Below are 25,372 nucleotides of genomic sequence, written 5' to 3'. Positions count from 1 at the left end.
TTTTTATTTAGATTTTAATTATGATCTCTTGTGATAGGTATAGCTGATTTTAGAATCCAAAACTCTCTGATACTGTTTTAATTTTCTTTTTTCCTTGCTGGGATCTAAAAAAAGCAATGAAAAAAACTCCCAAAGGAAAACCCATCCTCCTACATAAAACCCCTCTATGACTATCTCCCATACCAGGTGTGTAAGGGGAAGATTTTTTTTGATAATGGAAATTGCAAAAATAAATAAGACACCAGTAATAAAATTTCCCATAGCTGACCTGTAAATTTCATAGATCTCCTTTTTTTTCTTCTTGTGCAGATATAAAAAATAGTGTTTTATTTCCTTTATCCCTCTGTTCTCCTTAACTTTATCATAGATATTTTGAGGCATATTTATATTAACTAAAAGATTGTATCGAAAGGGAATGTCTTCTATGGACTCTTCTAGATAGGCAATTAAATCATCATCTAAATCCTTATTTTTAAAGGGGGAAAAATCCAGAGTACTGTAAAGAGCTTCATAGTGATCTACAAAAATATCTATTATATAAGAATTGGTTTTCTTATCAAATCTAAAAAGTTCATCTAATTTTATCTCATTTTTCAAATTGTTAAAAATCATTTTAACCACCCCATGGTTCTCTATATTACTTTTTACAAAGTTAAATAAAAAAATCCTTTTTAACGGCTTTAATAAGAGTGACAAAAGGAAGACTTGAAGGGATACAGGTTGACATAAATAAGAGATTAGCCTATCATAGATATACATATTAATTTTATAAAGGTGGAAAAAAATGATGATATTATACTTTGGTATTGGACTACTGGCAACAATTTTTGGATCACTGGTTGGATTAGGCGGAGGAGTGGTTATAAAGCCGGTTTTAGACGCTATAGGAACTTATGATCTGACTACTATTGGGATACTCTCTTCCTTTACGGTTTTTTCAATGGCTGTTGTATCTACAGGGAAACAAATAAAGAAGGGATTTAAAATTGAAAAGAATATGCTGGTAATTGCAGCAGGATCAATATTAGGAGGGGGAATTGGTAATTTATTATTTGGTATTTTTTTAAAAACTTTAAATAATGAAGGTTTTGCTACTGCGATTCAAGGATTTATATTGGCATTTCTTTTGATATTGGTTTTATTTAAAGAAAATTTCTCAAAATATCATGTAAAAAATTACTTGTGGTTATTCTTGGTAGGTATGATTCTTGGAACTATTGCATCTTTTTTAGGGATAGGAGGAGGTCCTATAAATGTGATGGTGCTGGTTTTACTCATGAATATGGATATAAAAAAAGCAGCAATAACTTCAATATTGATAATTTTATTATCTCAGTTTACAAAATTAACTTTGATATTTATAGAAACCGGATTTATAGGACTCGATCTATCCATGCTCTATGTAATGATTCCTGGTGGGATATTAGGAGGGTTTATAGGTGCTCACTTCAATCATAAATTAACCCATGAAACGATCCATAGAATATTCAATATTTCTATAATAGCTTTGGTGATTTTAAATATTTATAATGTGATAAGCAGTTTAGTATAGAAAAAAGAGCGGAAAAATCCGCTCTTTTTTATTTATAATTTAAATAATAATTCTTCGTAAGTCGGGAATGGCCACATCTTGTGTTCCACTATTCCTTCTAAGTTATCTCCATGAACTCTTAATTCTTTCATAAGAGGCAATAGTTCATCTTTAGTGAAGTTAACACTTAGTGTAATATCTTCTAAATTGTTTAACTCATCTAATTTTTCTTCTAGTTTTTTAGCTGCATTATATAAACCAGCATTATTTTTTAAGATAGAAGCCAGAAGTTCTTTTTGAGTTACTGCGAACCCTTCTCCTAATATTTTAGAAGATTTTTTAATTATTTCAGCCAGCTCTAAAGCGTATCTATTTGATGCCGGATAGATATCTTGAACAGCCATCTTAATCATTACAGCTGATTCTGTTACTATTTGGTTGTAATAATTTTCAGCATAGATATTGTATCTAGAGATTAATTCTCCCTCAGACAATACTCCGTGTCTTCCAAATAATTCAATTGTATCAGAAGTAATATAAGTTCCTATTACATCTGTAGTAGATTTTAAATTAGGCAATCCTCTTTCCTTAGCTTCTTTTACCCATTCTTCACCATAACCATTTCCAGAGAAGATGATTCTTTTATGTTCTTTGTATGTTTTAGATATTAATTTTTGAATTCCCTTAGTCTTATCTTCTACCCCTTCTAATTCATCAGCAAACTCTTTTAATACATCTGCCATAATAGTATTTATCATGATATTAGGTGTAGAAGTACTTTGGCTGGAACCAGGCATTCTAAATTCAAATTTATTTCCTGTAAATGCAAATGGAGAAGTTCTGTTTCTATCGGTGATATCCATAGATAACTTAGGTAAAGAATCTACCCCAATTTCCATTTTACTTCTAGTTTCTAATTTTTCATCGGTCTTTTTGAAGATAGTCTCTAACTCATCTCCTAAGAAGATAGAGATTATAGCTGGTGGAGCTTCATGTCCTCCTAATCTGTTGTCATTAGATGCACTTGCAGTAGATAGTCTAAGAAGTGGTGCATACTTATCTACAGCCTTTATAACAGCAGCTACAAAGATTAAAAATTGTGCATTCTCTTTAGGATTTTTCCCTGGATCAAATAAGTTTATACCATCATCAGTAGCTAGAGACCAGTTATTATGCTTACCTGAACCATTAACATCTGCAAATGGTTTTTCGTGTAATAATGCCACTAAATCATGTCTGATAGCCACTTTGTTTATAGTATCCATCACAAGTTGATTTTGGTCGGTAGCTACATTTGAAGTACTGTATACAGGTGCAAGCTCAAATTGGTTAGGAGCTACTTCGTTATGTTTAGTCTTTGAAGGGATTCCTAATCTCCATAGTTCAAAGTCCAGCTCTCTCATATAGGCAGCCACTCTCTCTTCTATAGTTCCATAATAGTGACTTCTAAGTTCCTGTGATTTAGCAGGTTTTGCACCAAATAATGTTCTACCTGTATGAGCCAGGTCCAATCTCTTATTGAATAGGTTTTTTTCAACTAAGAAGTATTCCTGCTCTGCTCCTAAACATGTAGTAATATGTTGAGAAGTGTTGTTTCCTAAGATCTTTAAGATTCTAAGAGCTTGTTTTTCAACGGCATTCATTGATCTGAGCAGAGGTACTTTTTTATCCAAAGCCTCTCCTGTATAAGCAACAAAAGCAGTAGGGATATATAGTGTGATCCCTGTATTATCATCTTTTAAAAAAGCAGGTGAGGTAGTGTCCCAGGCAGTATATCCACGGGCTTCAAAGGTAGATCTTAGTCCGCCATTTGGAAATGAAGATGCATCTGATTCTCCTTTAATTAACTCTTTACCAGAGAATTCCATTATGATTTGTCCATCTCCGATAGGAGAGATGAAAGAATCATGTTTTTCTGCAGTAAGTCCATTAAGGGGTTGGAACCAGTGGGTAAAATGAGTAGCTCCTTTTTCTATAGCCCAGTCTTTCATAGCATTGGCTATTACCTCAGCAATGGAAAGAGTCAATTCCTTTCTACCATTTTGTACCTCTAAAAATTCTTTGAATACACTCTTTGGGACACGCTGTCTCAAAGTAGTTTTGTCGAAGCAATAATCTCCATAAATTTCAGGTACACTTTTAGTTTCATTAATAATTTTTTCCATTTTGACCTCCTAAGTTGTTTGAATGTTCGTTGTGATTAATTTATAAAAAAACAAGACATGTTTTAAGTAAGTGAAAAACAAGCCTTGGACGATAGCGGCATAAATTCACTTATAGTGGTTAATTTGCGGTAAACCCTAGAAACTCCCAACCATATTATGGGGATATATAAGTTTTATATAAATTTTAAAAAAGGGGGACAGTGACCCGAAGTCACTATCCCCTATAAGAAACTGTTTTTAGTTTTTTAGATACTAAGCCCATCTTTGAAGTAAAGCTAAATATGAAAATGTCTAATCTGTCAATTTTTTTTAAAACCATTTGCTTACCTCCAATATTTTATGTGTACCAACTATTTAGAGCATTATAACAAATTTTTAGGAAAAAAGCAATTTTTTTTTGTAAACATGATCGAGTTGGGGTATACTCCTAATGTAAAACAAACTTAACAAACAAAGGGGTTAGTTATGAAATATGAGGAAGAAAAAAAGGAAATTGAATTTGATGTTCATATTTTTCACGAAGGGAACCATTTTGAGTCATATAATTTATTAGGTGCACATATAAATGACTGTGGAGTATCTTTTAGAGCTTGGGCTCCCAATGCAAAAAGTCTCTCAGTGGTAGGGGATTTTAATAATTGGGATCATAATAGTCACAGGATGAAAAAAATTAATGACTTTTGGATTCTTCAAATTGACGGGATAAAAAAAGGCGATAAATATAAATATGCTGTTGAAACATGGAGTGGCAAAAACCTTGTAAAATCAGATCCATATGCGTTGTATTCAGAATTAAGGCCAAATACAGCTTCAATAGTATGGGATTTAGAAAATTATGTTTGGAATGATCAGGAATGGCAGGAGGATAAAAAATCCTATCAACCGTATAAAAATCCTATGAATATATATGAGGTTCATTTGGGATCCTGGAAAAAACCCCAGGGGAAGGAAAATTTCCAGACCTATAGAGAGTTAGCAGAGGAACTGCCTAAATATGTTTCTGAAATGGGATATACCCATGTAGAATTGATGCCTATAGCTGAGTATCCACTGGATGATTCCTGGGGATACCAGGGTACAGGATATTTTTCAGTTACTAGCAGACATGGAATACCAGAAGATTTCAAGTATTTGATAGATGAGCTACACAGACACGGAATAGGAGTTATTTTGGACTGGGTACCGGGACATTTTTGCAAAGATGCTCATGGTTTATATAGATTTGATGGGACCCCGACATATGAATATAGCAACCCAGTATTGGGAGAAAATGAACAGTGGGGAACTTGTAACTTTGATCTATCCAAACGAGAGATTCATAGTTTTTTAATATCGAATGCTATATTTTGGATGAAAGAATATCATATAGATGGTCTCAGAGTAGATGCGGTATCTAATATGTTGTATTTAGACTTTTGCAAGGAACCTAGTCCGGAGTTGAAAAATAAAGATGGCGGTAACCAAAATTTATGGGCAATTGATTTTATGCAAAGGTTGAATGCCGCAATATTTAAGGAGTTTCCAAATGCACTGATGATCGCTGAAGAATCTACATCTCGGCCAAATATAACTAAGGGAAAGGAAGAAAATGGGTTAGGATTTAACTATAAATGGAATATGGGATGGATGAATGATATCTTGAAATATATGGAGCTCGACCCCATCAATAGAAAGTTTCATCATAATCTAATCACATTCTCAATAGTTTATGCATTCTCAGAAAATTATGTTCTGCCTTTTTCCCATGATGAAGTAGTTCACGGGAAAAAATCTCTTATAGAAAAATTTCCAGGATACTATGTGGATAAATTTGCAAGTTTGAGGTTACTTTTAGGATATATGATGGCACACCCTGGAAAAAAACTTCTTTTCATGGGGGGAGAGATCGGCCAGTTTTTAGAATGGAGATTTTATGAGTCGATAGAATGGCAGTTATTGGAGCTTCAAAAACATAGAGAGCTGCGAGAATTTGTTAAAAATTTAAACTTTTTTTATAGAAAAGAGAAATCTTTTTGGGAAATTGATCATTCATATGAAGGATTTCATTGGTTAGAGGCGAATAATAGTAATTGTGGGATAGTTTCCTTCATGAGAAAGAGTGAGGAGAGGGATGATTTTATAATAGCAGTATATAATTTTACACCTGTTCATTACTCTAAACATAAGATGGGAGTACCTAGATTTGTTGATTATGAAGAAGTATTGAACAGTGATACCAATAAGTATGGGGGAGAAGGGAGAATAAATTCAGAAATATTAAAACCTAGATGGGGCGGTATAGATAAAGAACTTTGCCATATAGAGATAGATATAGCTCCCCTTTCAGTATTATATTTAAAACCAAAGTTTTAAAATACAGTATTTATAAAACTTTTAGTACTGAAATTTTAAACGAACAATTTTTTATAGTGTGACGATTAAAAAATATTCAATTCACCTGATGAATTATAAGTGAATTGTGATAAGATGTCTAAAAGTTAAACATTCATAGGAGGGAGTTTAAATGAGAAAAAAAGAGATGATAGCTATGCTATTAGCAGGAGGACAAGGGAGTCGATTGGTTCCTTTAACTTCAGATGTAGCAAAACCAGCAGTTGATTTTGGAGGTAAATATAAAATTATAGATTTTCCATTGAGTAATTGTACAAATTCAGGGATAGATACAGTGGGAATACTTACCCAGTATAGACCATTTTTATTAAATACACATATAGGAACAGGCTTAGCCTGGGATCTGAATAGTATGCATGGGGGGACGGCAATCTTACCGCCATATACAACACAGGAAGGTGGAGCCTGGTATAAAGGAACGGCTAATGCTATCTACCAAAATATCCAGTATATAGACAGATATGACCCAGATCATGTACTCATCTTGTCTGGAGATCACATCTATAAGATGGATTATAATAAGATGTTAAGGGAACATAAAAAACAAGGAGCAGACGTAACCATTGCTGCCTTAACAGTGACCTTAGAAGAAGCTAAAAGGTTTGGGATAATGAATGTCAGGGATGACAACACAATATATGAATTTGAAGAAAAACCAGAAAAACCAAAGAGTAATTTAGCATCTATGGGAATCTATATCTTTAAATGGTCGGAATTAAAAAAATATCTCATTGAAGATGAAAAGAATAAAGAATCAGAAAATGATTTTGGTATGAATATACTGCCTAAGATGTTAGAAGATGGGCTGAAAATGGTTACCCATCCATTTAAGGGTTATTGGAAAGATGTGGGAACGATCAATAGTTTATGGGAAGCTAATATGGATCTGTTGGATGAAAATAATGATTTAAATTTACATACCAATAATTGGAAGATATATACATCGGGAGAACCAAAAGGAGCTGCGTATTTTGGTGAAAGAGCCGTAGTTGAAAATTCTATGGTAGTAGATGGATGTGAAGTCTATGGTTCTATAAAGAATGCAGTACTATTTCCCGGTGTAATTATTGAGGAGGGAGCTGTAGTTAAAAATTCAGTGTTATTTCCAAATGTAAAAATAGGAAGGGGAGTAATCTTGGATAGAGTTATAGTAGGAGAAAATACAAATGTTCTGTCTGGAACTCATGCTGGAGATACTACGATAAAGGTGATACCACAAAATAAAACTATAAAATAAATTTGGAGGAGAATTATGGCAAAATCATATATGGGATTAATACTGGCATCTCAAGACACTAATGATATAAGGGGACTTACAAAATATAGACCGATTGCATCTATTCCATTTGCAGGAAGGTATAGAGTAGTGGATTTTTCCCTAACAAACCTGACTAGGTTTGGGATTTCAAATGTGGGAATAGTAGTTCCACACAGCTATGTTAGATCACTGAGAGATCATATAAGGGGAGGCCAGTTTTGGGACCTAAACAGAAAAAATGGGGGGATATTTTTGATGCATCCTACCATTGATTCTGAAATTGGAAAATCAAATGTAGAAAACTTTAGATCTAATTTAGAATATTTGCATAAGAGTAAAGAAAATTATGTTGTATTATGTTCATCTCATTTAGTTGCTAACATTGATCTACGATCTATTATAGATTCTCATGAAAAATCAGGGAAAGATCTTACTATAGTGTATAAAAAAATAGATGAAAATATAAAGGCGTACAGAGGATCTACAAGTGTAATACTCAATGAAAATAAAGAAGTGAAAAAATTTGGAATGGTTGTAGATTCCCAGGAAGAAACAAATATATCATTGGAGATAAAGATTATAAAAAAAGATCTCCTAATAGACCTTCTCATGAGCGGGGTGCAGAATGGCTTTGTGGGAGATTTAAATAAATTTATTGAACATAGCGTTCATAAAATTTCTACCAATCTATACGAGTTTACTGGATATGCTAAATTTATTGATTCCACAAAAAATTATTTTAGAGCAAATAAAGATATATTAAAAAAAGAGACCAGAGAGGAACTTCTCCTGAATAACGGCGGAATATCTACAAAAATTAATGACACGCCACCAGCCATCTATAAACCGAATTCTAAGGTGTCTAATTCCCTTATAGCTAATGGTTGTATTGTAAAGGGGTCGGTGAAAGACAGCATAATAGGTAGAAGGGTAGTAATAAAAAAAGGGGCTACCATAGAAAATAGTATAATCTTGCAATCTTGTATAATTGAAGAGGGTGTGGAGATAAGAAATGTGATTATAGATAAAAATGTAACAATCAGCAAATATCAAAAAGTGATTGGATCGGAAGATTTTCCATTAATAATAGAAAAAAAATCACTCTTAGACGGATAACATATTTTTTGCTGGCTCTACGGAGCCAGCATTTTAAGAAAAAAGGAGAGCATTATGAAAATATTATTTGTAAGTAGTGAGGCACACCCCTTTGCCAAGAGCGGAGGGTTAGGAGATGTTGCACATTCTCTTCCTAAAGCCCTTGTTAAAACAACAGATATCAGGGTGATCATGCCTAAATACACAAGTATCCATGACAGATATCGTAGTGGAATGAGATTGATATCTAAGTTTACAACCAATGTATCTTGGAGGGAGAAATATGTAGGTCTTTATAATATGAAATATGACAATATTCCATTTTATTTTATAGATAACGAAGGTTATTTTAATCGTCCAAATGCCTATGGATATTTTGATGACGGTGAACGATTTGCATATTTTGCTAGAGCAGTAATAGACTCCATTGAACACATGGATTTTATACCTGATATTATCCATTGCAATGATTGGCAGTCAGCTTTAATTCCTGTATTTTTAAAGGCATTTTATGGGGAAAAATATAAAGATATAAAGGTGGTATATACCATACATAACCTTAAATTTCAGGGTGTATATAGTAAAAATACACTTCACGATATCCTAGGTTTAAGCGATTATTATTTTGATGAGGAAAGATTAAAATTTAACGATGCTATCTCCTATATGAAAGGGGGAATTACTTTTTCTGATTATATAACTACAGTGAGTGATACATACGCCAACGAGATAAAATATCCTTTTTTTGGGGAGGGTCTCCACGGGCTATTTCAAAAGTTAGATTATAAAGTTACAGGGATAGTAAATGGTATAGATTATGAGAGTTTTAATCCTAGAAAAGATAAGGAGCTTAATACTAAATATGGTATCTCTACAAGGACAAAAAAAATAAAGAATAAACTGGCTTTGCAGAAGGAGCTGGGGTTGCCAGAGAGTGAGGATATACCGGTTATTGGAATTGTAACGCGTCTTACCGGACAAAAAGGTTTAGATCTCATAGCGCATATATTAGAAGAACTATTAGTTTTAGATATACAGCTGGTTGTATTGGGAACCGGAGATCTTCAATTTGAAGATCTATTTAGGTACTATGCACATCTATATCCATCTAAATTATCAGCAAACATTACTTTTAACAGTGTACTGGCTAAAAAAATATATGCTGGATCAGATATATTTTTAATGCCGTCATTATTTGAACCATGTGGATTGTCTCAATTAATTTCTATGAGGTATGGAACTATCCCTATTGTAAGGGAAACAGGAGGATTAAAGGATACAGTTATTCCGTATAATGAATTCGAAGGAACAGGAACCGGTTTTGGATTTAAAAATTATAATGCCCATGAATTACTGGAAACCTTAAAGTATGCTTTAAAAATCCATGAAAACAAAGAACAGTGGGATAAGCTGGTTAAAAATGCCATGGAAAGGAAGAGCAGCTGGGCAAATGCAGCTAAAGAATATAAGAAGATATATAAAGCTCTAATAAATAAAAAATAAAGGGAAGATAGGAGGGATATTATGAATATTACAAAAGAAAAGATCCTATCTGATTTAAAAAAAGTAGCTATGATAATGTTTACAAAGGAATTTGTGGACACATCTAAAGAAGGTCAGTATAAGATATTTGCCACAGTTATAAAGGGGTATCTTTCAGAAAACTGGCTGGAAAAAAATGAAAATTATAGGATTGGAAAGGAAAAACAGGTATATTATTTTTCCTTAGAATTTTTATTGGGGAAGATGACAGGTACTAATATCATTAATCTAGGTTTGGAAGAACTATGTATGGAAGTTATGGATGAATTGGGGTTAGACTTCAAAGAATTTGATAAATATGATGCCGAACCAGGTCTTGGAAATGGCGGGTTAGGAAGACTGGCTGCTTGTTTCTTGGATTCTATGGCATCAATAGGAATACCAGGACATGGATGCGGTATAAGATATGATTATGGTTTGTTTGAACAAAAAATAGTAAATGGAGAACAGATAGAGGGGCCTGACAATTGGTTAAAAAATGGATTTGTTTGGGAAACTAAAAAAAGTCATCAATCTAAAAGGATAAAATTTTATGGAGACATAACTTTAAAAGAGTTAGGGGGATTTTTAACACCTGTTCATACTGGATATGAAACAATCTTAGCAGTTCCCTACGATGTACCTATTGTAGGTTATAAGAATAAGGTTGTGAATAATCTGAGATTGTGGAAAGCTCAAATAGAAGGGAATGATTTTGACTTTAATTCCTTTAGTTATGGTACTTTTTCAGAATTAGATGAAAAGAAAAGAAAGGCTGAAGCTATCTCAAAATTGTTGTATCCTGATGACACAACTGAAAGCGGGAGACTGCTAAGATTAAAACAAGAGTATTTTTTTGTCAGTGCCGGACTCCAGAGTATAGTGGACTATAATTCTAAGAAAGGTGTTTCACCAAGTGAATTTCCTGACACCTTCAGCATACAGATAAATGATACTCATCCTGCTCTTTGTGTTGCAGAATTTATGAGAATTTTAATAGATGAAAAGAAAGTATACTGGGATGAAGCCTGGGAGATCACAAAAAAAGTGATGTCTTACACCAACCACACAATTTTGACAGAAGCCATGGAAAAATGGGAGATAGACAAAGTTCAGGAATTAATTCCAAGAGTATATATGATAATTGAAGAGATTAACAGAAGATTCTGTGATAAGGTTTATCAAAAATACGATGATTGGGACAGGGTTATGGAAGTTGCGATTATTAAAGACCGATTAATAAATATGGCACATCTAGCTATTGTAGGAAGTCACTCTATAAATGGAGTATCAGAGTTACACACAGAGGTTTTAACAAAAAAAGTACTGAAAAATTTCTATGAATTATATCCAGAGAGGTTTAATAATAAAACTAATGGAATAACCCATAGAAGATGGCTTTTAAAGTCAAATAAACCATTGACAACATTGATAGATAATACGATTGGATCTAGTTGGAAAGACGACCCGAGTCTTTTGGAAAAATTAACTGAATTTTCAGAAAATAGGAGTTTTTGTGAGAAGATAGAGGGGATAAAACTAGAAAACAAAAAAAAATTGGCTGAACTTATATGGAAAGAAACAGGGATAGAGGTAGATATCAATTCTATCTTTGATACCCATGTAAAAAGACTCCATGGATATAAAAGACAGCTCTTGAATGTTTTACATATAATTTACCTGTACATGGAAATACTTGAAAATCAAGACTTTAGAATGCATCCAAAGACATTTATTTTTTCAGCTAAGGCAGCACCTGGTTATTATTTAGCTAAAAGAATTATAAAATTGATTAATTCTGTAGGAAAATTGATAAATGATGATGAGAGAATCAATAAATTTATAAAGGTAGTATTTATTCCAAATTACAGCGTGAGTAAAGCTCAAATAATAATCCCTGGAAGTGATCTAAGTGAGCAGATATCCACTGTTGGAATGGAAGCTAGCGGGACATCAAACATGAAGTTCATGATGAATGGGGCCTTGACTATAGGAACCTTAGATGGAGCAAATGTTGAGATAAAAGAAGCTGTGGGAGAAGAAAATATATTTATTTTTGGATTAAACTATAAGGAATTAAAAGAGATAGAGAAAAAACAATCTTATAATCCAATAAAATTTCTAAAACAAAATCCTAAAATAAATAAAGTTGTAGAAATGCTCCGGGACGGAACATTTGGAGGAGACTTTTCAAGTATATACAGTCACCTAATAGATGAAGACAGGTATTTTGTTCTAAAGGATTTTAACTCCTACTTAGAAACACATAAAAAAATAGATGGTATTTACCGTGACCGTGATAGATGGAATTCCATGGTAGTTAAAAATATTGCAAAATCCGGTCGTTTTTCTAGTGATAACACCATAAGAAAGTATGCAGAAGAAATTTGGAAGGTATAGATGAAAAAACCTGATTTTTAGTCAGGTTTTTTTCTTGGTTTTTAAAAGAGGTCCTATTATTTTTCAAGCTCTTGTTTCCTTAAATTTGCACCACTCATAGTATAAATAAGGCCTTTTCCAAGCTGCATGATTTTGTCTGATAGCCGTTCAAACTTCTTGCTTAAAAGCAAGATAAGTGAGCCACCTACAATATTTTCAGGGCTTTCTTTCATAAAATCTATTATCTCATTTATGACTTCTACTCTCATCTCGTCTATCTCTTCATCGGAAGCCAAAAGAATGTATATTTTTTTTTCATCTTTTTCTATAAAAGCTTTCATATAGGTTTCAAATATGTCGTTAACTTTTTTTGCCATCTCCTCAATTATATAGAGATGTTCCTTTGCACCATTACCATGTTTATGGAGTTTTCTCATGAGTCTGAGATTATTCTTCAGAAGATCCCCCATCCTCTCCAACATTTTAACACAGTCTATGAAAGTTAGGAGGGCTCTCAAATCTCGTGCTGCCGGCTGAAATCTAGCTATAGCCTGGATAGAGTCCTCTTTTATTTTTACTTCACAGGAATTTATCCTATCTTCAACTACCTTTGCCTCTCCATAGAGTGATTGTATAAATACTTTTTTATCAAGCATCTCCATATTAATTTTTAAAAGTCTGTCTACATTTTTAAACATTTCAATAAATTGTTCAGTCAGTTCATCTATTCTTTCGTGAAGATTTTTCATTTTAGCCCCCTTAGTTTTTTAGAATTTATATCCTATTTTCCATATTATTCTATCCGAATTTACCTGTGATATAATCCTCTGTTTTTTTGTTATCAGGATTAGTAAAGATCTTTTCTGTTTTGTTAAACTCCTCCACTACACCCTGATAGAAGAATCCGGTATACTCAGAGATTCTGGCTGCCTGCTGCATATTATGGGTTACTATAATTATAGTATAATCCTTTTCAAGTTCCCTTATGAGACCTTCTATCTTTGCTGTAGATATGGGGTCTAGTGCAGAGGTAGGTTCATCCATTAAAAGTATTTCTGGTTTTACAGCAATGGCCCTTGCTATACAGAGTCGCTGCTGTTGCCCCCCAGAAAGTCCTAGAGCCGACTGGTGGAGTTTATCTTTTACTTCATCCCATAGAGCTACTGCTTTTAGACTCTCTTCCACAATTTCATCTAAGATCTTTTTATTTTTTTCACCGTGAAGTTTTGGGCCATAGACAATATTTTCATAGATAGTTTTTGGAAATGGATTTGGTTTTTGAAAAACCATTCCGATTTTTTTTCTGAGTTCGACTATATCATATTTCTTACTGAAAATATCATCTCCGTCTAATTTAATTTCACCCTCATATTTTGATATATCTATAAGATCATTCATCCTGTTTACCGATCTTAAAAATGTAGATTTACCGCATCCAGAGGGGCCGATAAGGGCTGTCACTTTATTTTTATAAAAATCCATATTTATATTTTTTAAAGCCTGAAATTTTCCATAATAAAAGTTAAAGTTTTTTACTTCCAGTCTAAGTTTATTGTTTTTCATTTTTTATATCCTCCTAAAATCAAAGCTTAAATAATTTAAAATTTATACTTCTTTATTGAATTTTGTTCTTACATATGCTCCTAGCATATTGAATCCAACTGTTATAGCTACTAAGACAAATAATGTCCCGTCCATATTAGTCTTTGGCATATTAGGAACCTGGGTAGATATTACATATAGGTGATATGGCAGTGTCATAGCCTGGTCCCATATACTTTCAGGTAAAAAAGGAAGGTAGAATGCTGCTACAGTAAACATTATAGGAGCGGTTTCCCCTGCGGCTCTGGATATGCTCAGGATAATTCCTGTAAGTATCCCAGGAGATGCTGCCGGAAGAATAACTTTCCATGTGGTTTCCCACTTGGTGGCCCCTAGAGCTAGGGAAGCTTCCCTCAAATGACTTGATACCGCTAATAAAGATTCTCTGGTAGCTGTAATGATTACCGGCAGACACATTATTCCAAGGGTTAAGGACCCTGCTATAATAGAGGCTCCCATACCCATATATATTACAAAGAAAGCCATCCCGAAAAGCCCGTATATGATGCTGGGTATCCCTGCTAAATTAACTATTGTAAGGTTTATGGTTCTTCTTATCCAATTATCTTTGGAGTATTCTACAAGATAAACTCCTGTGAGTATTCCAAATGGTACAGATACAACTATAGTTCCCAATGTAAGATAGATACTTCCTATGATCGCCGGTAAAACCCCTCCTGCTCTCATTCCATTTTTTGGAGCCTGGCTTAAAAATTCCCATGAAATAGCAGGAACTCCTGTAAAGACTATATATCCTAAGATAAGAACCACTGGAAGTATAGAAAGTAATCCTATTGTCTTTATAAAATTCTCTATTATTTTTTCTCCTTTTCCCTTTAGTATGCTCATTATTTGTCTCCTTTTAATATTTTATTTCCCCATTATCTTTCTGGATCTGTGTATAAAGTGATCGGCTATTGTATTTGTAGTAAAACTGATAGCAAATAATACAAGGGCTACTGCGAAAAGAGAGTAATAATGAGTACTTCCCTGGACTACCTCCCCCATCTCAGCAGCAATAGTTGCAGTAAGTGTTCTTACTGGTGAAAGGATACCAGCATCTAAAATTGGTGCATTACCTGTTACCATGAGCACTGTCATTGTTTCACCTATGATCCTCCCGAATCCTAACATAATTCCTGCAAATATCCCGGGAAAAGCTGCCGGCAAGATGATCTTAATAATTGTTTCTAGTTTGTTTGCCCCTAAGGCTAAAGACGCTTCCCTATAAGATCTGTCTAGTGCCCTGATTGAATCATCTGATATACTTACCATGGTAGGGATAGACATAAAGGCTAACAATATACCACCTGTAAGTGCAGTAAGGCCTGTATTTAATCCAAAGAACTCCTTGATAGGATTAGAAAGAACATAGAGTCCTATATAACCCAGCACTACTGAAGGTAAAGCTGCCATAGTTTCTATAAGAACCTTAAGTCTCACTCTGGTTTTATGGTTTGCATACTCGGCTATATATATGGCTGTAATGAGACTCAGGGGTACAGATATTCCAAGTGCCACCAAGGTCACCCAGAAACTCCCCATAAATAATGGGAGTAATCCGTATTTATCAGAAAGAGAGATCCATTCTCTGCCTAAAAAGAAATCTCCTATAGGAAAATCAGTAAAAAACTTCACACTATTTGTAAGAACAAAGAAGAATATTAAAAATACAATTATTATATTAAACCCTGCTACTCCAAAGATACTGTTTTTCATAAATAAATCTTTACTTTTTCTTATATTCATTATTTTTTTCTCCTTATTTATAATTATTATCTTAAACTTATAATTGATATTTATTTTCAATTACAAATTTAAAATAATAGAGTTACATTACCAATCCCTGCGAAACTGCAGAGATTGATAACAATAAATTAATTATCTAGCTGGTACAAACCCTTCTGATTTCACAATTGCTTGTCCCTTAGGAGAAAGAGCAAAATCTACTAATTTAGCTTCATCACCTTTTCTGTCCCCATCAACATACCAGTATACTTCCCTTGCAATAGGATAATTTTTATCTGCAACATTTTTGAAGGTAGGTTCTATCCCATTGACAGAAAGTGCATTGACAGAATCTTCCATATATCCCATACCAATATATCCTATAGCGTACTTATTAGACTTTACCTCCTGAAGTATTGCTTGGTTAGAAGGCATGTATAATGTCTTAGGTCCATATTCTTTGTCACTCTCTTTTTTACCGTTTCTGACGATTTCTTCTTTGAAGTAAGAATGGGTTCCTGAAGAAGAGTCTCTCGATAAAACTACAATCTCAGCATCCTCTCCTCCTAATTCATTCCAGTTAGTGACCTCTCCTGCAAATACTTTTCCTAATGTAGCTTTATCTAAGTCTGTAATCTTGTTATCATGATTTATAATTACAGTTATTCCATCGAATCCAAGTACGATCTCCTCTAGATCAATCCCTACCTCTTTGGCTTTTTTTACTTCCTTATCCTTTATAGATCTTGAAGCCATCGCCACATGAACTGTCCCATTTAACTTTGCTGCTATTCCAGTCCCGGACCCTCCTCCTGTAACTGCTATTCTTGCTTCTTTATTTTCTTTCATGAATTCCTCAGCAATGGCCTGAGATGTGTTTAAAATTGTATCGGAACCCTGTAATTTAATTACCTCTGACTTAGTTTTTCCCTCTCCACATGCTACTAATAGCAATAATGATACACCTAATAATATTTTCTTTAACATTTCATAACCTCCTAAAATTATTTATTTCTTATATTTAGAAGTTTACGATATCTGTGTAAAAATCATATTTATTTGGAGTAAAGATCATGTAAAATTAAAATTGCAGTGTAAAGTTATTGTAAAAAAGTAACGTGACCTTGCATCCAAATAAATACAATTTTAGATTTTACAGCCTTTTATCTGGTATATAAATTTGACCTCAAAATTCTATGTTTATATTGCAAACTAATAGCATTTTGTAATGATTTTGAGGGTAAAATTTATAGATAATAAAAAAAAGCTATCTGTTAAGATAACTTTTTTGAAATATTCTATCCTCTAAGTCTTGCAGGAGAATCGATTACCAAGGTAACCGGACCATCATTTAAAAGATCCACCTTCATATCAGCACCAAATTCACCACTTTCTACATGAACTCCTAACTTTTTACATTTCTCTATAAATTCTTCATACATAGGGACAGCCTTTTCTGGTCTGGCAGCATCTATAAATCCTGGTCTTCTTCCCTTTTCACAGTCACCATATAGGGTAAATTGTGAAACTATTAAAAGACTGCCATCTACATCGGTTAAAGAATTATTCATCTTTCCATCCTCATCTTCAAAGATCCTAAGTCCTATGACCTTATTTACCATCCACTCTAATTCCTTCATATTATCATCTACATGGATACCTAATAACAGTAATAATCCATTGTCTATTTTTCCAATTACACTTCCTTCTACTTCTACACTTGCTCTTGAAACTCTCTGTAAAACGACTCTCATATCCTGTTCCTCCTAGTAATTTTTCAAAAATTTATGATTAAATCTATTATTTTTTTATTTTAAATATCTCTTCTAATTTTTTAGCTACTCCATCATCTGTATTATTTCCAATAACTTCTAGATGAGGTAACGTTTCTTTCAATGTCTGGCTGCCGTTTTCCATTATGAATCCTTTCCCTACTAACCCTAACATCTCTAAATCATTTAACCCGTCCCCAAAGGCTATTGTTTCTTCAATTTTGATATCTTCTAATTTTAAAACTTCTACTATGGCAGTTCCTTTAGAGACATCTTTAGCCATTACTTCCAAACAGATAGGAAGAGACATAGTTACATTAAGCTGATCAGGATAAAGTCCCTTGATTTTTTCTTCTAACTGGGACATTACCTCTGGATCTTCATGGAGGTAGAAGAATTTTGTGATTTTAGTATTTTTTAGTTCTTGAAAATTAGCTAAAGTGTAGGTAAATCCAGATTCAGTATGAAACTCTTCGGTCCACTGAGCTTCTTTTTCTGTATACCAATGATCTCCGGCATATAGATTAACATAAATTTCCTCATCTAGTTTAAGATCCATTATCTCCCTTGATATAGACAGGGGAAGATCTCTCGCCAGGATCTCCTTGTTTTCCTCATCATGTACTCTAGCACCATTAGAGGTAATCATAATACTGTCTAAATCTAATATCTTCTTTATAGCTAACACGTCGGTATGGTGTCTTCCGGTTGCAATGAAAAATTTTACCCCGCTATCGATGATAGATTTAATAACTGTTTTAGTATAGTCTGAAATTTTATGTTCTGAATTTAAGAGTGTACCGTCTAAATCAGAAATAACTGCTTTATATTTCATAAGTATGATCTCCTTTTTTTTCTTATTATTATAGCATAGATTGGTCTAAAAAAAATCCAACCTTTAACCTTGTTAAATATAAAAATGAAATCCAAGGAACTCTTAATTTTTTTTAGGAGTTTTTTTGTGGAAAAAATCACTTATTAATGGTATTATTTATCTATTGAATAAAGATTTATAGGGGGATTTATTTTGGATATAGAAAGAATATTAAATAAAGAAAAATTAGATCGAAGTGATTTGATCTACTTAATGAATACAAGTTCAACAGAGGATATAGAAAAAATATTTAAGAAAGCTTATGAAATTAAGTTGGAAAATATCGGGAATAAAGTTTATTATCGTGGACTTATAGAAATTAGTAATGAATGTATTAAAAACTGCCTTTATTGTGGTATTAGAAGAGACAATGATAAAGTTGAAAAATTTAGAATGACCAAAGAACAGATTTTAGAAGGTGCTAAGTGGATATATGAAAATAACTATGCATCCATAGCTATTCAGGCCGGAGAAAGGTGTGATGAAGAATTTGTTAACTTTATTGAGGAAGTTGTAATTGGAATAAAAGAGATTTCAAATAATAAATTGGGAATTACTCTGTCCCTGGGTGAACAAACCTATGAAACATATAAAAGATGGTTCGATGCAGGAGCTCACAGATATTTACTTAGAATAGAGAGCTCTAATAAAGATATGTACGAATCTCTTCATCCAAAAGATCCTCTTCATAATCACGAGACTAGAATAGAGTGCTTAAGGGACCTGAGAAAGGCTGGATACCAGGTAGGGACAGGAGTAATGATTGGATTACCAGGTCAGACTACAGAAGATTTGGTGGATGATATATTGTTTTATGAGAATATGGATATAGATATGATAGGTATGGGGCCTTATATCCTTCATGATGATACACCTATGGGGAAAAAGGAAAAAAATAATATTTTAGATAAGAAAAAAAGAGTTGAATTAGGATTAAAGATGATAGCATTGACGAGAATTTATTTAAAAGATGTTAATATAGCAGCTACTACTGCCCTTCAGGGATTGGACTCTTTAGGTAGAGAGAAGGGGCTAAGGGCAGGAGCTAATATTTTAATGCCTATTACAACGATTAAAGAGCATAAGGCTAAATACCAGCTTTATAATAATAAACCATGTATAGACGATAATGCTGATCAATGTAAAAGCTGTTTGGGTAAGAGAGTCGAAAGTGTTGGAGATGAAATTATTTACAATAATTGGGGAGATTCTCTGCATTTTAAAAAGAAACAGATTAAATAACCTAGTTTAAAAGAAATAAAAAAAAGGAAAGTTAGAGTGTATTAAACTGTACCCTTTGTCAAGGACACTTAAAAAAAGGTCTGGTTAAGATACTGTTAAAAGATGATTTCTGTATTGCGCAGGAGTCATCTTTTTTAGATTCCATTGATATCTATGGTTATTGTAATAATTCATATATTTAAATAGTTCTTTCTTTACATCATCTAATGTTTTTAAGGGCTTTAAATTTATTTCGTCTTTCATATGTCCAAAGAATGATTCCATGGGAGCATTGTCCCAACAGTTTCCTTTTCGCGACATTGATTGGAGAATTTTATTTGATTTCACTAACCTTTGGAACTTAGGATTAGTATAGTGGAAACCTTGATCTGAATGAATAATGCACTCTGGGTGTAGTTTAAACTTTCTTCTAACTAAGCGCTTAACTGTATTTAAAGCAATATCTAGACTGAGGCTATGTGAAACTTCATGAGCTAGTATTTCATTAGTGCTGCTATCTTTTATTGTTGAGAGGTAAGCTCTTTTGCCAACCCCATAAGTTAAATAGCTGAGATCAGTTAAGAGAATTTTTCTAGGAATTCCTTGTTTAAATTCTCTATTCAATATATTTGGGACTGTTGAATGTTCCTTAGTTGCTTTAGCTATGTTTTTATAGGGGTTAGGTTTTCTATGAGGACATATTATTTTGTATTTTTTCATAACTCTTCTTATTTTTTTCAAATTAAAAATAGTATCAAATTCATTCTCTAAAATCATTCTGATACTTCGGGCACCCTTCTTAAAACCTCTTCTATTAAAAGCTTTTAGAATTAATTTTTTGGATTTTAAATCTTGAGCTTCTTTATTATTTCTATTTTTTTCTGAATTAATATAGTTGTAAAAACCAGACCTAGAAACCCCTGCTTGAAAGCATAAAAATTTAATTTTTGATTTTAACTTATATTTTTTAACTATTAATTCAATAGCTTCAAAAATCTCAGTTTTATTTAAGCATCCCCCCTTTCGATCTCGTCTAACTTTTTTAAGAATTCATTTTCTATTTTTAAATACTCAATCTGTGCTTCTAAGCGTTTAATTTTTTCTAAATCTGTTAACTCTCTTTTTAGAGGTCTTCCAGAAGAGGTTTTTCTAGTATCTTTTAAACCCAATTCTCCTTGTTCTTTAAACGCTTTTCTCCAACGGTTACTTGCAGTTTGGATTCTCTTTTTTCCAAGAATCTCAATATCTAAACCAGCTTCCTCAAAAATTATGCGCGAAAGCTTTCCTGTTTTGTATTCATCAATAAATTTCTTCTTAAATTCAAAAGTATATGTAATAGCTTTATTTGAAACTTTAGAAATATTTTTATTTTTAGATAATTTAATAACTTCTATATCTGAAAATACTTTTTTAGACATTAAATTCACTCCTTTAAACTCTTATTAAAAAATTGTATCAAAAAAACCATGAAACTAACACTCTTTTTCAAGTGTCTAGTTTCATGGTTACAGTTTATATCTAGCTTTCCTTTTTTTATTGGTGACTTTGTTTTTTTAAAGGATTTCTTTTTATTACACGGTAAAAATTATTATAGATAAATAAAAAAGCTGCTATTAAAAGCAGCATTGAATTTATTTAAAATGGCGCACCTAATAGGCATTATTTAAACGTAATTCTATTCACTAAACCCCCGTTTTTATTAAGGTCTAATACCGGTATTTTATGCGTTTTTTTGAAAAAAAATACTTTTTGTCCCCAAACTGTCCCCACAGAATAACTATTTTAGGTAGAGTTTTTATGATATAACTTGATTTAATTTTTAACTTCTAGACAATATAATGACGAATAAAAAAATAAACTTCTAGCGCATACGTTAGCGTCTGTATCCACAAAGATAATTAAAAAAGATCCTAATTTTTTTAAGACCTTTTATTATTTTAATTTTAATAGTTCTTCTTTAAAAAAGTCCACAATTTGTGGGCTTTTATCTTTAGAATAAATAGATACCATAGCAAGTATCGTTATGAACCTTTAAGTTTAAACATTTAAATACTTCTTTTTTTAATTAGGCAACAAGTTGTTGCACAATTGTAGATCAATAAAGATAAAAGTTTCTCATGTACTTTTTATTTTAGGATAATGCATTAACTTTTCTAATTTTTAAAAATATAATGAGTTAATTTTCCCTTACCTTTTTTTAAGATAATTTCTTTCTTTCTCATTTCTTCTAGTATTTTTCTTGCTCTAGAATCTTTAACATTTAAAAGTTCTTCTACTTCTTTTTTTGTAACTTGCTCATTTTCTTTTATAAAGTTACTAATTATTTTTTCTTGATTATTTAATATTTTTCCAGTACTTTTGAGTCTTCCAGTACTTTACCAGTACTTTCATTTCTAAATAACCTAACTCCTACAAAATCATTTATCTCTTCTATAAATGGCTCTTTTAACCCTGCTTTTAAACAAGATAATTTAATTCTATTTATTCCACTTCCCCATTGTTCGATGTAGTTTAATTCTTTGAATACTCTGGCAATTACTCTATTCCTTACCTCAGATCTTCCTGTAAAGATATCTTCATTAGTTAACCCGTTAGGCAATCCTCCTGGAGAAACAATTTCTATCTTATTATCATAGATAGCTACCTTGATATCTCTTCCCAGGTTGCTATAATCTCTATGGACAATGGCATTAATTAATGTTTCTCTTATCGCTACCTCTGGAATTTCATAGGTATCTACCCTTTGGAGACCTTTAATGTCGCCTCTAAGGTTCAAATGATTTTTTATAAATATTTCTATATTTTCTAGTTGAGTAAATAAATCTTCACTGTATTCTTTTTTATCTAAAAATACCTCCATAGTGTTTCCTTTAAATCGGCTGCACTTTGTGGAGACATTTTCTAAAATACCAAGTATTATTAGAAGACCATTAGTTGGATATTTATTACCGTTTTCAATTTTAATTAATTTTAGTGTCAACAATTTTTCTTCTGTGAGTTCTTTTTTGAATTCGGTAAAGACTTTCTTTAAAGGTGATAAATTTAAAGAGTCAAGTTTATAATCATAATTAATATCTTCATCAAAGGTAATATTTCTTCTCTGTTTTTCTAATTCTATTATATTTTCAAAACTAGCTTTTCTGTTAGTCGCTCCTAATTTTATTTCATCTTCTAATTTCAATTTTTTTCACCTTCTATTTTTTATTTTCATAAATTTATACTCTAATTATAACATAAATAAAAATAAAGAATCCTCAAAATTGAGACCCCTCTAAACAAATTATTATTTGTTTTGACAAAGAAAAAAGGTCAGGGTAACTAATCCTGACCACATGAGCGGCTAAAAATAAATTACTATTTTCTAAAAAATAAAATCAAAGCTATTACTAGCAATGAAAATATATATTCTTTAGGTAATAGTTTTAATATTTCTAGTAAAAATACATATAGATGCTTCAAAAATTCACCTCCTTTAAAAGGTGTTAAACAAAAGGTGTGTCTAAGACCAATTGTTTACAGGCTACAAATAGCCACTCATATTAATTTTATCATACAGAAGATAAAATTAATATAAAAAAAAAAAAGCCAACTAGTTAGGTTGGCTTTTTCATAGACACTTATATTTTTGAAAACATCTATATTTATGTACATTTCAATTATATAGAAATATTTACAAAAAGTCAAACTATCGTAACAAATAAGAATTTGTTTGTAGATTTAATGATTGTTTCAATTTTAAAAATTAATTTAAAAAGATCCTAAATTTTTTAGGATCTTTCTTTTATTTTAGAGGCTTCAAGTAATGTAGTAAGTGCTGTGCAATTTAATTACCCTATATTCATTTTCATTGAGACTTTTTTGCTTAAAGTTTACTTCCTACTATACTAAGTTTATCTTCCTATTTATTAAAATATCTCATGATAAAATAAAATTTAATAAAAAGAGTGAAAAGGAAAATCCATTTAGTTTTGTATAAATCAAATAATAAAAAATACAATAGATGTATCAAGAAGAAAATGGAGGAACTGCTAATGACATTCCACAATATGACTACATCAATTAAAAAAGAGGAGCTTACAAGCCTTTATAATCATAGCAATTTTACATGATGGGGGGATAGGGATACCTGATCTTATACTAAATAAGGTTGAAAGATTGACAGAAGAAGAAATCAAAGGAAAATTATAACTGTCTGGCAGGAGTGTATGTAAATTTAAAAAAATAAATAACACATGGAGTTAACTATGAAAAATTTAAACTATCAAAAGATTAAATATAAATTAAAATATATATTAATTATTTTTATTCCTATAATTATTATTGGGATTTCTGTTCTGTTAACAATTAAGTCTAAAAATAACGAAGATACTTTGAAAAGAATTAAAGCTATTGAAATAATAGAAGTACAAAAAATACATAATATTTTATTAGATGACGTGTTAAGTGTCTCATCAGATTTAATGTATTTATCTCAAAATTTTCAGTTTAATAAATATTTGAATGGTCAGATAAAAGATTTAAATGGTATAGAAGAAGATTTTTTATTGTTCTCAAAGAATAAAAAAACATATAGTCAAATTAGATATATAGATGAAAGTGGTATGGAAATAGTTAGAATTAATTACAACAAAGGAGATCCTTATATAGTAAAAAAAGAAAATTTACAAAATAAAGTTAATAGATATTACTTCAAAGATACTATTATTTTAGATGAAAAAAAAATTTTTTTATCTAAATTTGATCTTAATATAGAAAATGGCAGTATAGAGTTCCCTTATAACCCTACTCTAAGGTTTGCAACACCTGTATTTGATTCCGAGGGAAGAAGAAAAGGAATCGTTATCATAAATTATTTTGGTGAAGAATTGTTGGACAATATTAATAAAAAACTTCAAATTCAAGAGGACGCATTACCTTTTTTAATAGATGAGAACTCATATTATTTAAAATCAGTAGAAAAATACAAAGAATGGGGATTTATGCTTGAAGATAGAAAAGATCTTAATTTTAAAAATGATTCTCCAGAAGTATGGAAACAAATCCAAAAAAATAATTCTGGTAGTGTCTATCAAAATAAGATTTTATACACTTATAATAAGATTTATCCAAATAAAACAAATAATAAAAATTATTATTGGATAATCTTTACAAAAGCACATGTTTCAAAATATGAACATGAAAATAATTTTATTTTTTTTCAAAGGGTATTATTCTTAACCATTATAGCTTTACTATTGTCTATTATATATTCAAATTCTAAATACTATAAATATGAACATTCTAGAGCATTGCTAAAAAAAAAGGAAGAATTAAATAAAAAATAATCACTTTAAACCTCTAATTAATGATAGATACTTTAAATTAAAAGAAAAGCTCCCAAATTGGGAGCTTTTTAAATGTCTATATAAGTTTACACCATTTTAGGGGGATAGCGTGTGGTGCAACAGCCCCTATATAGATGATCAACATAAGATGTATTTAAATAGGGGGATATACCGCAAAAGATGGCTAATTATGAAAATAGATGATCAACATAAGATGTATTTAAATTTTAGAAAGTCTGCTATAACTGCCTTGGTCTCCCTGAATAGATGATTAACGTAAGACGTATTCAAATAGTAATAGATTTTAATGAAAAAAGTGAACTCAGTGAGTTCATAATTTAGTTAAAATTAGATAGATTCTAGTTTTTAATTTTTATAATGAAGGCTAAACCTTATAGGTGGTATTAAATTAACTGAGAATGACTTATTTTCTTTGAATTTATTGAGATTGAAGAGAGTGTAAGCAGAACATTAATTCTAAATAATAACTCTTCCTTCTTATAGTTTCTCT

General features: G+C 31.6%; 17 protein-coding genes, 2 pseudogenes and 1 riboswitch. Of the genes and pseudogenes, 8 read left to right on the top strand and 11 right to left on the bottom strand.

Annotated features, from left to right (window positions below; translation table 11 throughout):
- Positions 1 to 18: 18 nt before the first annotated feature.
- Positions 19 to 612: a hypothetical protein gene (locus tag NRK67_04645; GenBank protein ID UUV17195.1), complete on the bottom strand. Its 594-nt coding sequence runs from the start codon at positions 610 to 612 to the stop codon at positions 19 to 21.
- A gap of 172 nt (positions 613 to 784) precedes the next feature.
- Here NRK67_04645 and NRK67_04640 point away from each other — a divergent pair, with 172 nt between their 5' ends.
- Positions 785 to 1,552: a sulfite exporter TauE/SafE family protein gene (locus NRK67_04640; GenBank protein ID UUV17194.1), complete on the top strand. Its 768-nt coding sequence runs from the start codon at positions 785 to 787 to the stop codon at positions 1,550 to 1,552.
- Between the two features lie 32 nt (positions 1,553 to 1,584).
- Here NRK67_04640 and NRK67_04635 read toward each other — a convergent pair whose 3' ends face one another.
- A complete protein-coding gene (locus NRK67_04635; protein ID UUV17193.1) occupies positions 1,585 to 3,696 on the bottom strand; it encodes a glutamine synthetase III in 2,112 nt (703 codons plus the stop codon).
- 92 nt (positions 3,697 to 3,788) lie between these two features.
- Positions 3,789 to 3,886: riboswitch (purine riboswitch) on the bottom strand.
- A 275-nt stretch (positions 3,887 to 4,161) separates the two neighbouring features.
- Here NRK67_04635 and glgB point away from each other — a divergent pair.
- From glgB to NRK67_04610, 5 genes are all read left to right on the top strand, one after another.
- Positions 4,162 to 6,048: a 1,4-alpha-glucan branching protein GlgB gene (gene glgB / locus NRK67_04630; protein UUV17192.1), complete on the top strand. Its 1,887-nt coding sequence runs from the start codon at positions 4,162 to 4,164 to the stop codon at positions 6,046 to 6,048.
- 151 nt (positions 6,049 to 6,199) lie between these two features.
- A complete protein-coding gene (locus NRK67_04625) occupies positions 6,200 to 7,324 on the top strand; it encodes a glucose-1-phosphate adenylyltransferase (protein UUV17191.1) in 1,125 nt (374 codons plus the stop codon).
- A gap of 15 nt (positions 7,325 to 7,339) precedes the next feature.
- On the top strand, positions 7,340 to 8,461 hold the full coding sequence (glgD, locus tag NRK67_04620; protein UUV17190.1) for a glucose-1-phosphate adenylyltransferase subunit GlgD: 1,122 nt from the start codon (positions 7,340 to 7,342) through the stop codon (positions 8,459 to 8,461).
- A 54-nt stretch (positions 8,462 to 8,515) separates the two neighbouring features.
- Positions 8,516 to 9,943: a glycogen synthase GlgA gene (gene glgA / locus NRK67_04615; GenBank protein UUV17189.1), complete on the top strand. Its 1,428-nt coding sequence runs from the start codon at positions 8,516 to 8,518 to the stop codon at positions 9,941 to 9,943.
- A 21-nt stretch (positions 9,944 to 9,964) separates the two neighbouring features.
- Positions 9,965 to 12,361: a glycogen/starch/alpha-glucan phosphorylase gene (locus NRK67_04610; GenBank protein ID UUV17188.1), complete on the top strand. Its 2,397-nt coding sequence runs from the start codon at positions 9,965 to 9,967 to the stop codon at positions 12,359 to 12,361.
- Between the two features lie 56 nt (positions 12,362 to 12,417).
- Here the strand turns inward: NRK67_04610 and NRK67_04605 are convergent, their stop codons facing one another.
- From NRK67_04605 to NRK67_04575, 7 genes are all read right to left on the bottom strand, one after another.
- Positions 12,418 to 13,089, bottom strand: a complete 672-nt coding sequence (locus NRK67_04605; protein UUV17187.1) for a phosphate uptake regulator PhoU — start codon at positions 13,087 to 13,089, stop codon at positions 12,418 to 12,420.
- A gap of 49 nt (positions 13,090 to 13,138) precedes the next feature.
- The gene (pstB, locus tag NRK67_04600) at positions 13,139 to 13,903 is read right to left on the bottom strand and encodes a phosphate ABC transporter ATP-binding protein PstB (GenBank protein UUV17186.1); all 765 of its coding nucleotides are present in this window, start codon (positions 13,901 to 13,903) and stop codon (positions 13,139 to 13,141) included.
- 42 nt (positions 13,904 to 13,945) lie between these two features.
- Entirely contained in the window at positions 13,946 to 14,791 is an 846-nt protein-coding gene (pstA, locus tag NRK67_04595; GenBank protein UUV17185.1) for a phosphate ABC transporter permease PstA, read from the bottom strand.
- A 21-nt stretch (positions 14,792 to 14,812) separates the two neighbouring features.
- Positions 14,813 to 15,691 (bottom strand): phosphate ABC transporter permease subunit PstC, encoded by an 879-nt coding sequence (pstC, locus tag NRK67_04590; protein UUV17184.1) that lies wholly within the window; start codon positions 15,689 to 15,691, stop codon positions 14,813 to 14,815.
- A gap of 132 nt (positions 15,692 to 15,823) precedes the next feature.
- Positions 15,824 to 16,657: a phosphate ABC transporter substrate-binding protein gene (locus NRK67_04585; GenBank protein ID UUV17183.1), complete on the bottom strand. Its 834-nt coding sequence runs from the start codon at positions 16,655 to 16,657 to the stop codon at positions 15,824 to 15,826.
- A gap of 311 nt (positions 16,658 to 16,968) precedes the next feature.
- Positions 16,969 to 17,424: a D-aminoacyl-tRNA deacylase gene (dtd, locus tag NRK67_04580; GenBank protein ID UUV17182.1), complete on the bottom strand. Its 456-nt coding sequence runs from the start codon at positions 17,422 to 17,424 to the stop codon at positions 16,969 to 16,971.
- Between the two features lie 46 nt (positions 17,425 to 17,470).
- Complete coding sequence (locus NRK67_04575) at positions 17,471 to 18,277, bottom strand: Cof-type HAD-IIB family hydrolase (protein UUV17181.1); 807 nt, start codon at positions 18,275 to 18,277, stop codon at positions 17,471 to 17,473.
- A 192-nt stretch (positions 18,278 to 18,469) separates the two neighbouring features.
- Here NRK67_04575 and hydE point away from each other — a divergent pair, with 192 nt between their 5' ends.
- Positions 18,470 to 19,558: a [FeFe] hydrogenase H-cluster radical SAM maturase HydE gene (gene hydE / locus NRK67_04570; GenBank protein UUV17180.1), complete on the top strand. Its 1,089-nt coding sequence runs from the start codon at positions 18,470 to 18,472 to the stop codon at positions 19,556 to 19,558.
- A gap of 84 nt (positions 19,559 to 19,642) precedes the next feature.
- On the opposite strand, the pseudogene NRK67_04565 reads toward hydE, so the two are convergent.
- Both NRK67_04565 and NRK67_04560 read right to left on the bottom strand, forming a co-directional pair.
- Positions 19,643 to 20,955: pseudogene (locus tag NRK67_04565) on the bottom strand (IS3 family transposase).
- A 992-nt stretch (positions 20,956 to 21,947) separates the two neighbouring features.
- Positions 21,948 to 22,700 (bottom strand): annotated as a pseudogene (locus tag NRK67_04560) (ATP-dependent DNA helicase).
- 1,081 nt (positions 22,701 to 23,781) lie between these two features.
- Here NRK67_04560 and NRK67_04555 point away from each other — a divergent pair.
- Positions 23,782 to 24,861, top strand: coding sequence for a hypothetical protein (locus tag NRK67_04555; protein UUV17179.1), 1,080 nt, complete (start codon positions 23,782 to 23,784; stop codon positions 24,859 to 24,861).
- Positions 24,862 to 25,372 lie beyond the last annotated feature (511 nt).

It is taken from the genome of Fusobacteria bacterium ZRK30 (assembly GCA_024628785.1).
Classification (GTDB): domain Bacteria; phylum Fusobacteriota; class Fusobacteriia; order Fusobacteriales; family Fusobacteriaceae; genus Psychrilyobacter.
Note: the sequence above shows the minus strand (reverse complement) of the source record. Positions and strands in the feature narration are given on the sequence as shown.

What these genes read in the sequence shown, in the direction of transcription:
- glgB (UUV17192.1), top strand. Translation starts at nt 4,162, where the DNA reads ATGAAATATGAGGAAGAAAAAAAGGAAATTGAATTTGATGTTCATATT.
- NRK67_04575 (UUV17181.1), bottom strand. Translation starts at nt 18,277, where the DNA reads ATGAAATATAAAGCAGTTATTTCTGATTTAGACGGTACACTCTTAAAT.
- dtd (UUV17182.1), bottom strand. Translation starts at nt 17,424, where the DNA reads ATGAGAGTCGTTTTACAGAGAGTTTCAAGAGCAAGTGTAGAAGTAGAA.
- glgA (UUV17189.1), top strand. Translation starts at nt 8,516, where the DNA reads ATGAAAATATTATTTGTAAGTAGTGAGGCACACCCCTTTGCCAAGAGC.
- NRK67_04610 (UUV17188.1), top strand. Translation starts at nt 9,965, where the DNA reads ATGAATATTACAAAAGAAAAGATCCTATCTGATTTAAAAAAAGTAGCT.
- NRK67_04635 (UUV17193.1), bottom strand. Translation starts at nt 3,696, where the DNA reads ATGGAAAAAATTATTAATGAAACTAAAAGTGTACCTGAAATTTATGGA.
- NRK67_04555 (UUV17179.1), top strand. Translation starts at nt 23,782, where the DNA reads ATGAAAAATTTAAACTATCAAAAGATTAAATATAAATTAAAATATATA.
- NRK67_04605 (UUV17187.1), bottom strand. Translation starts at nt 13,089, where the DNA reads ATGAAAAATCTTCACGAAAGAATAGATGAACTGACTGAACAATTTATT.
- NRK67_04640 (UUV17194.1), top strand. Translation starts at nt 785, where the DNA reads ATGATGATATTATACTTTGGTATTGGACTACTGGCAACAATTTTTGGA.
- glgD (UUV17190.1), top strand. Translation starts at nt 7,340, where the DNA reads ATGGCAAAATCATATATGGGATTAATACTGGCATCTCAAGACACTAAT.
- pstA (UUV17185.1), bottom strand. Translation starts at nt 14,791, where the DNA reads ATGAGCATACTAAAGGGAAAAGGAGAAAAAATAATAGAGAATTTTATA.
- NRK67_04645 (UUV17195.1), bottom strand. Translation starts at nt 612, where the DNA reads ATGATTTTTAACAATTTGAAAAATGAGATAAAATTAGATGAACTTTTT.
- NRK67_04625 (UUV17191.1), top strand. Translation starts at nt 6,200, where the DNA reads ATGAGAAAAAAAGAGATGATAGCTATGCTATTAGCAGGAGGACAAGGG.
- NRK67_04585 (UUV17183.1), bottom strand. Translation starts at nt 16,657, where the DNA reads ATGTTAAAGAAAATATTATTAGGTGTATCATTATTGCTATTAGTAGCA.
- pstB (UUV17186.1), bottom strand. Translation starts at nt 13,903, where the DNA reads ATGAAAAACAATAAACTTAGACTGGAAGTAAAAAACTTTAACTTTTAT.
- pstC (UUV17184.1), bottom strand. Translation starts at nt 15,691, where the DNA reads ATGAATATAAGAAAAAGTAAAGATTTATTTATGAAAAACAGTATCTTT.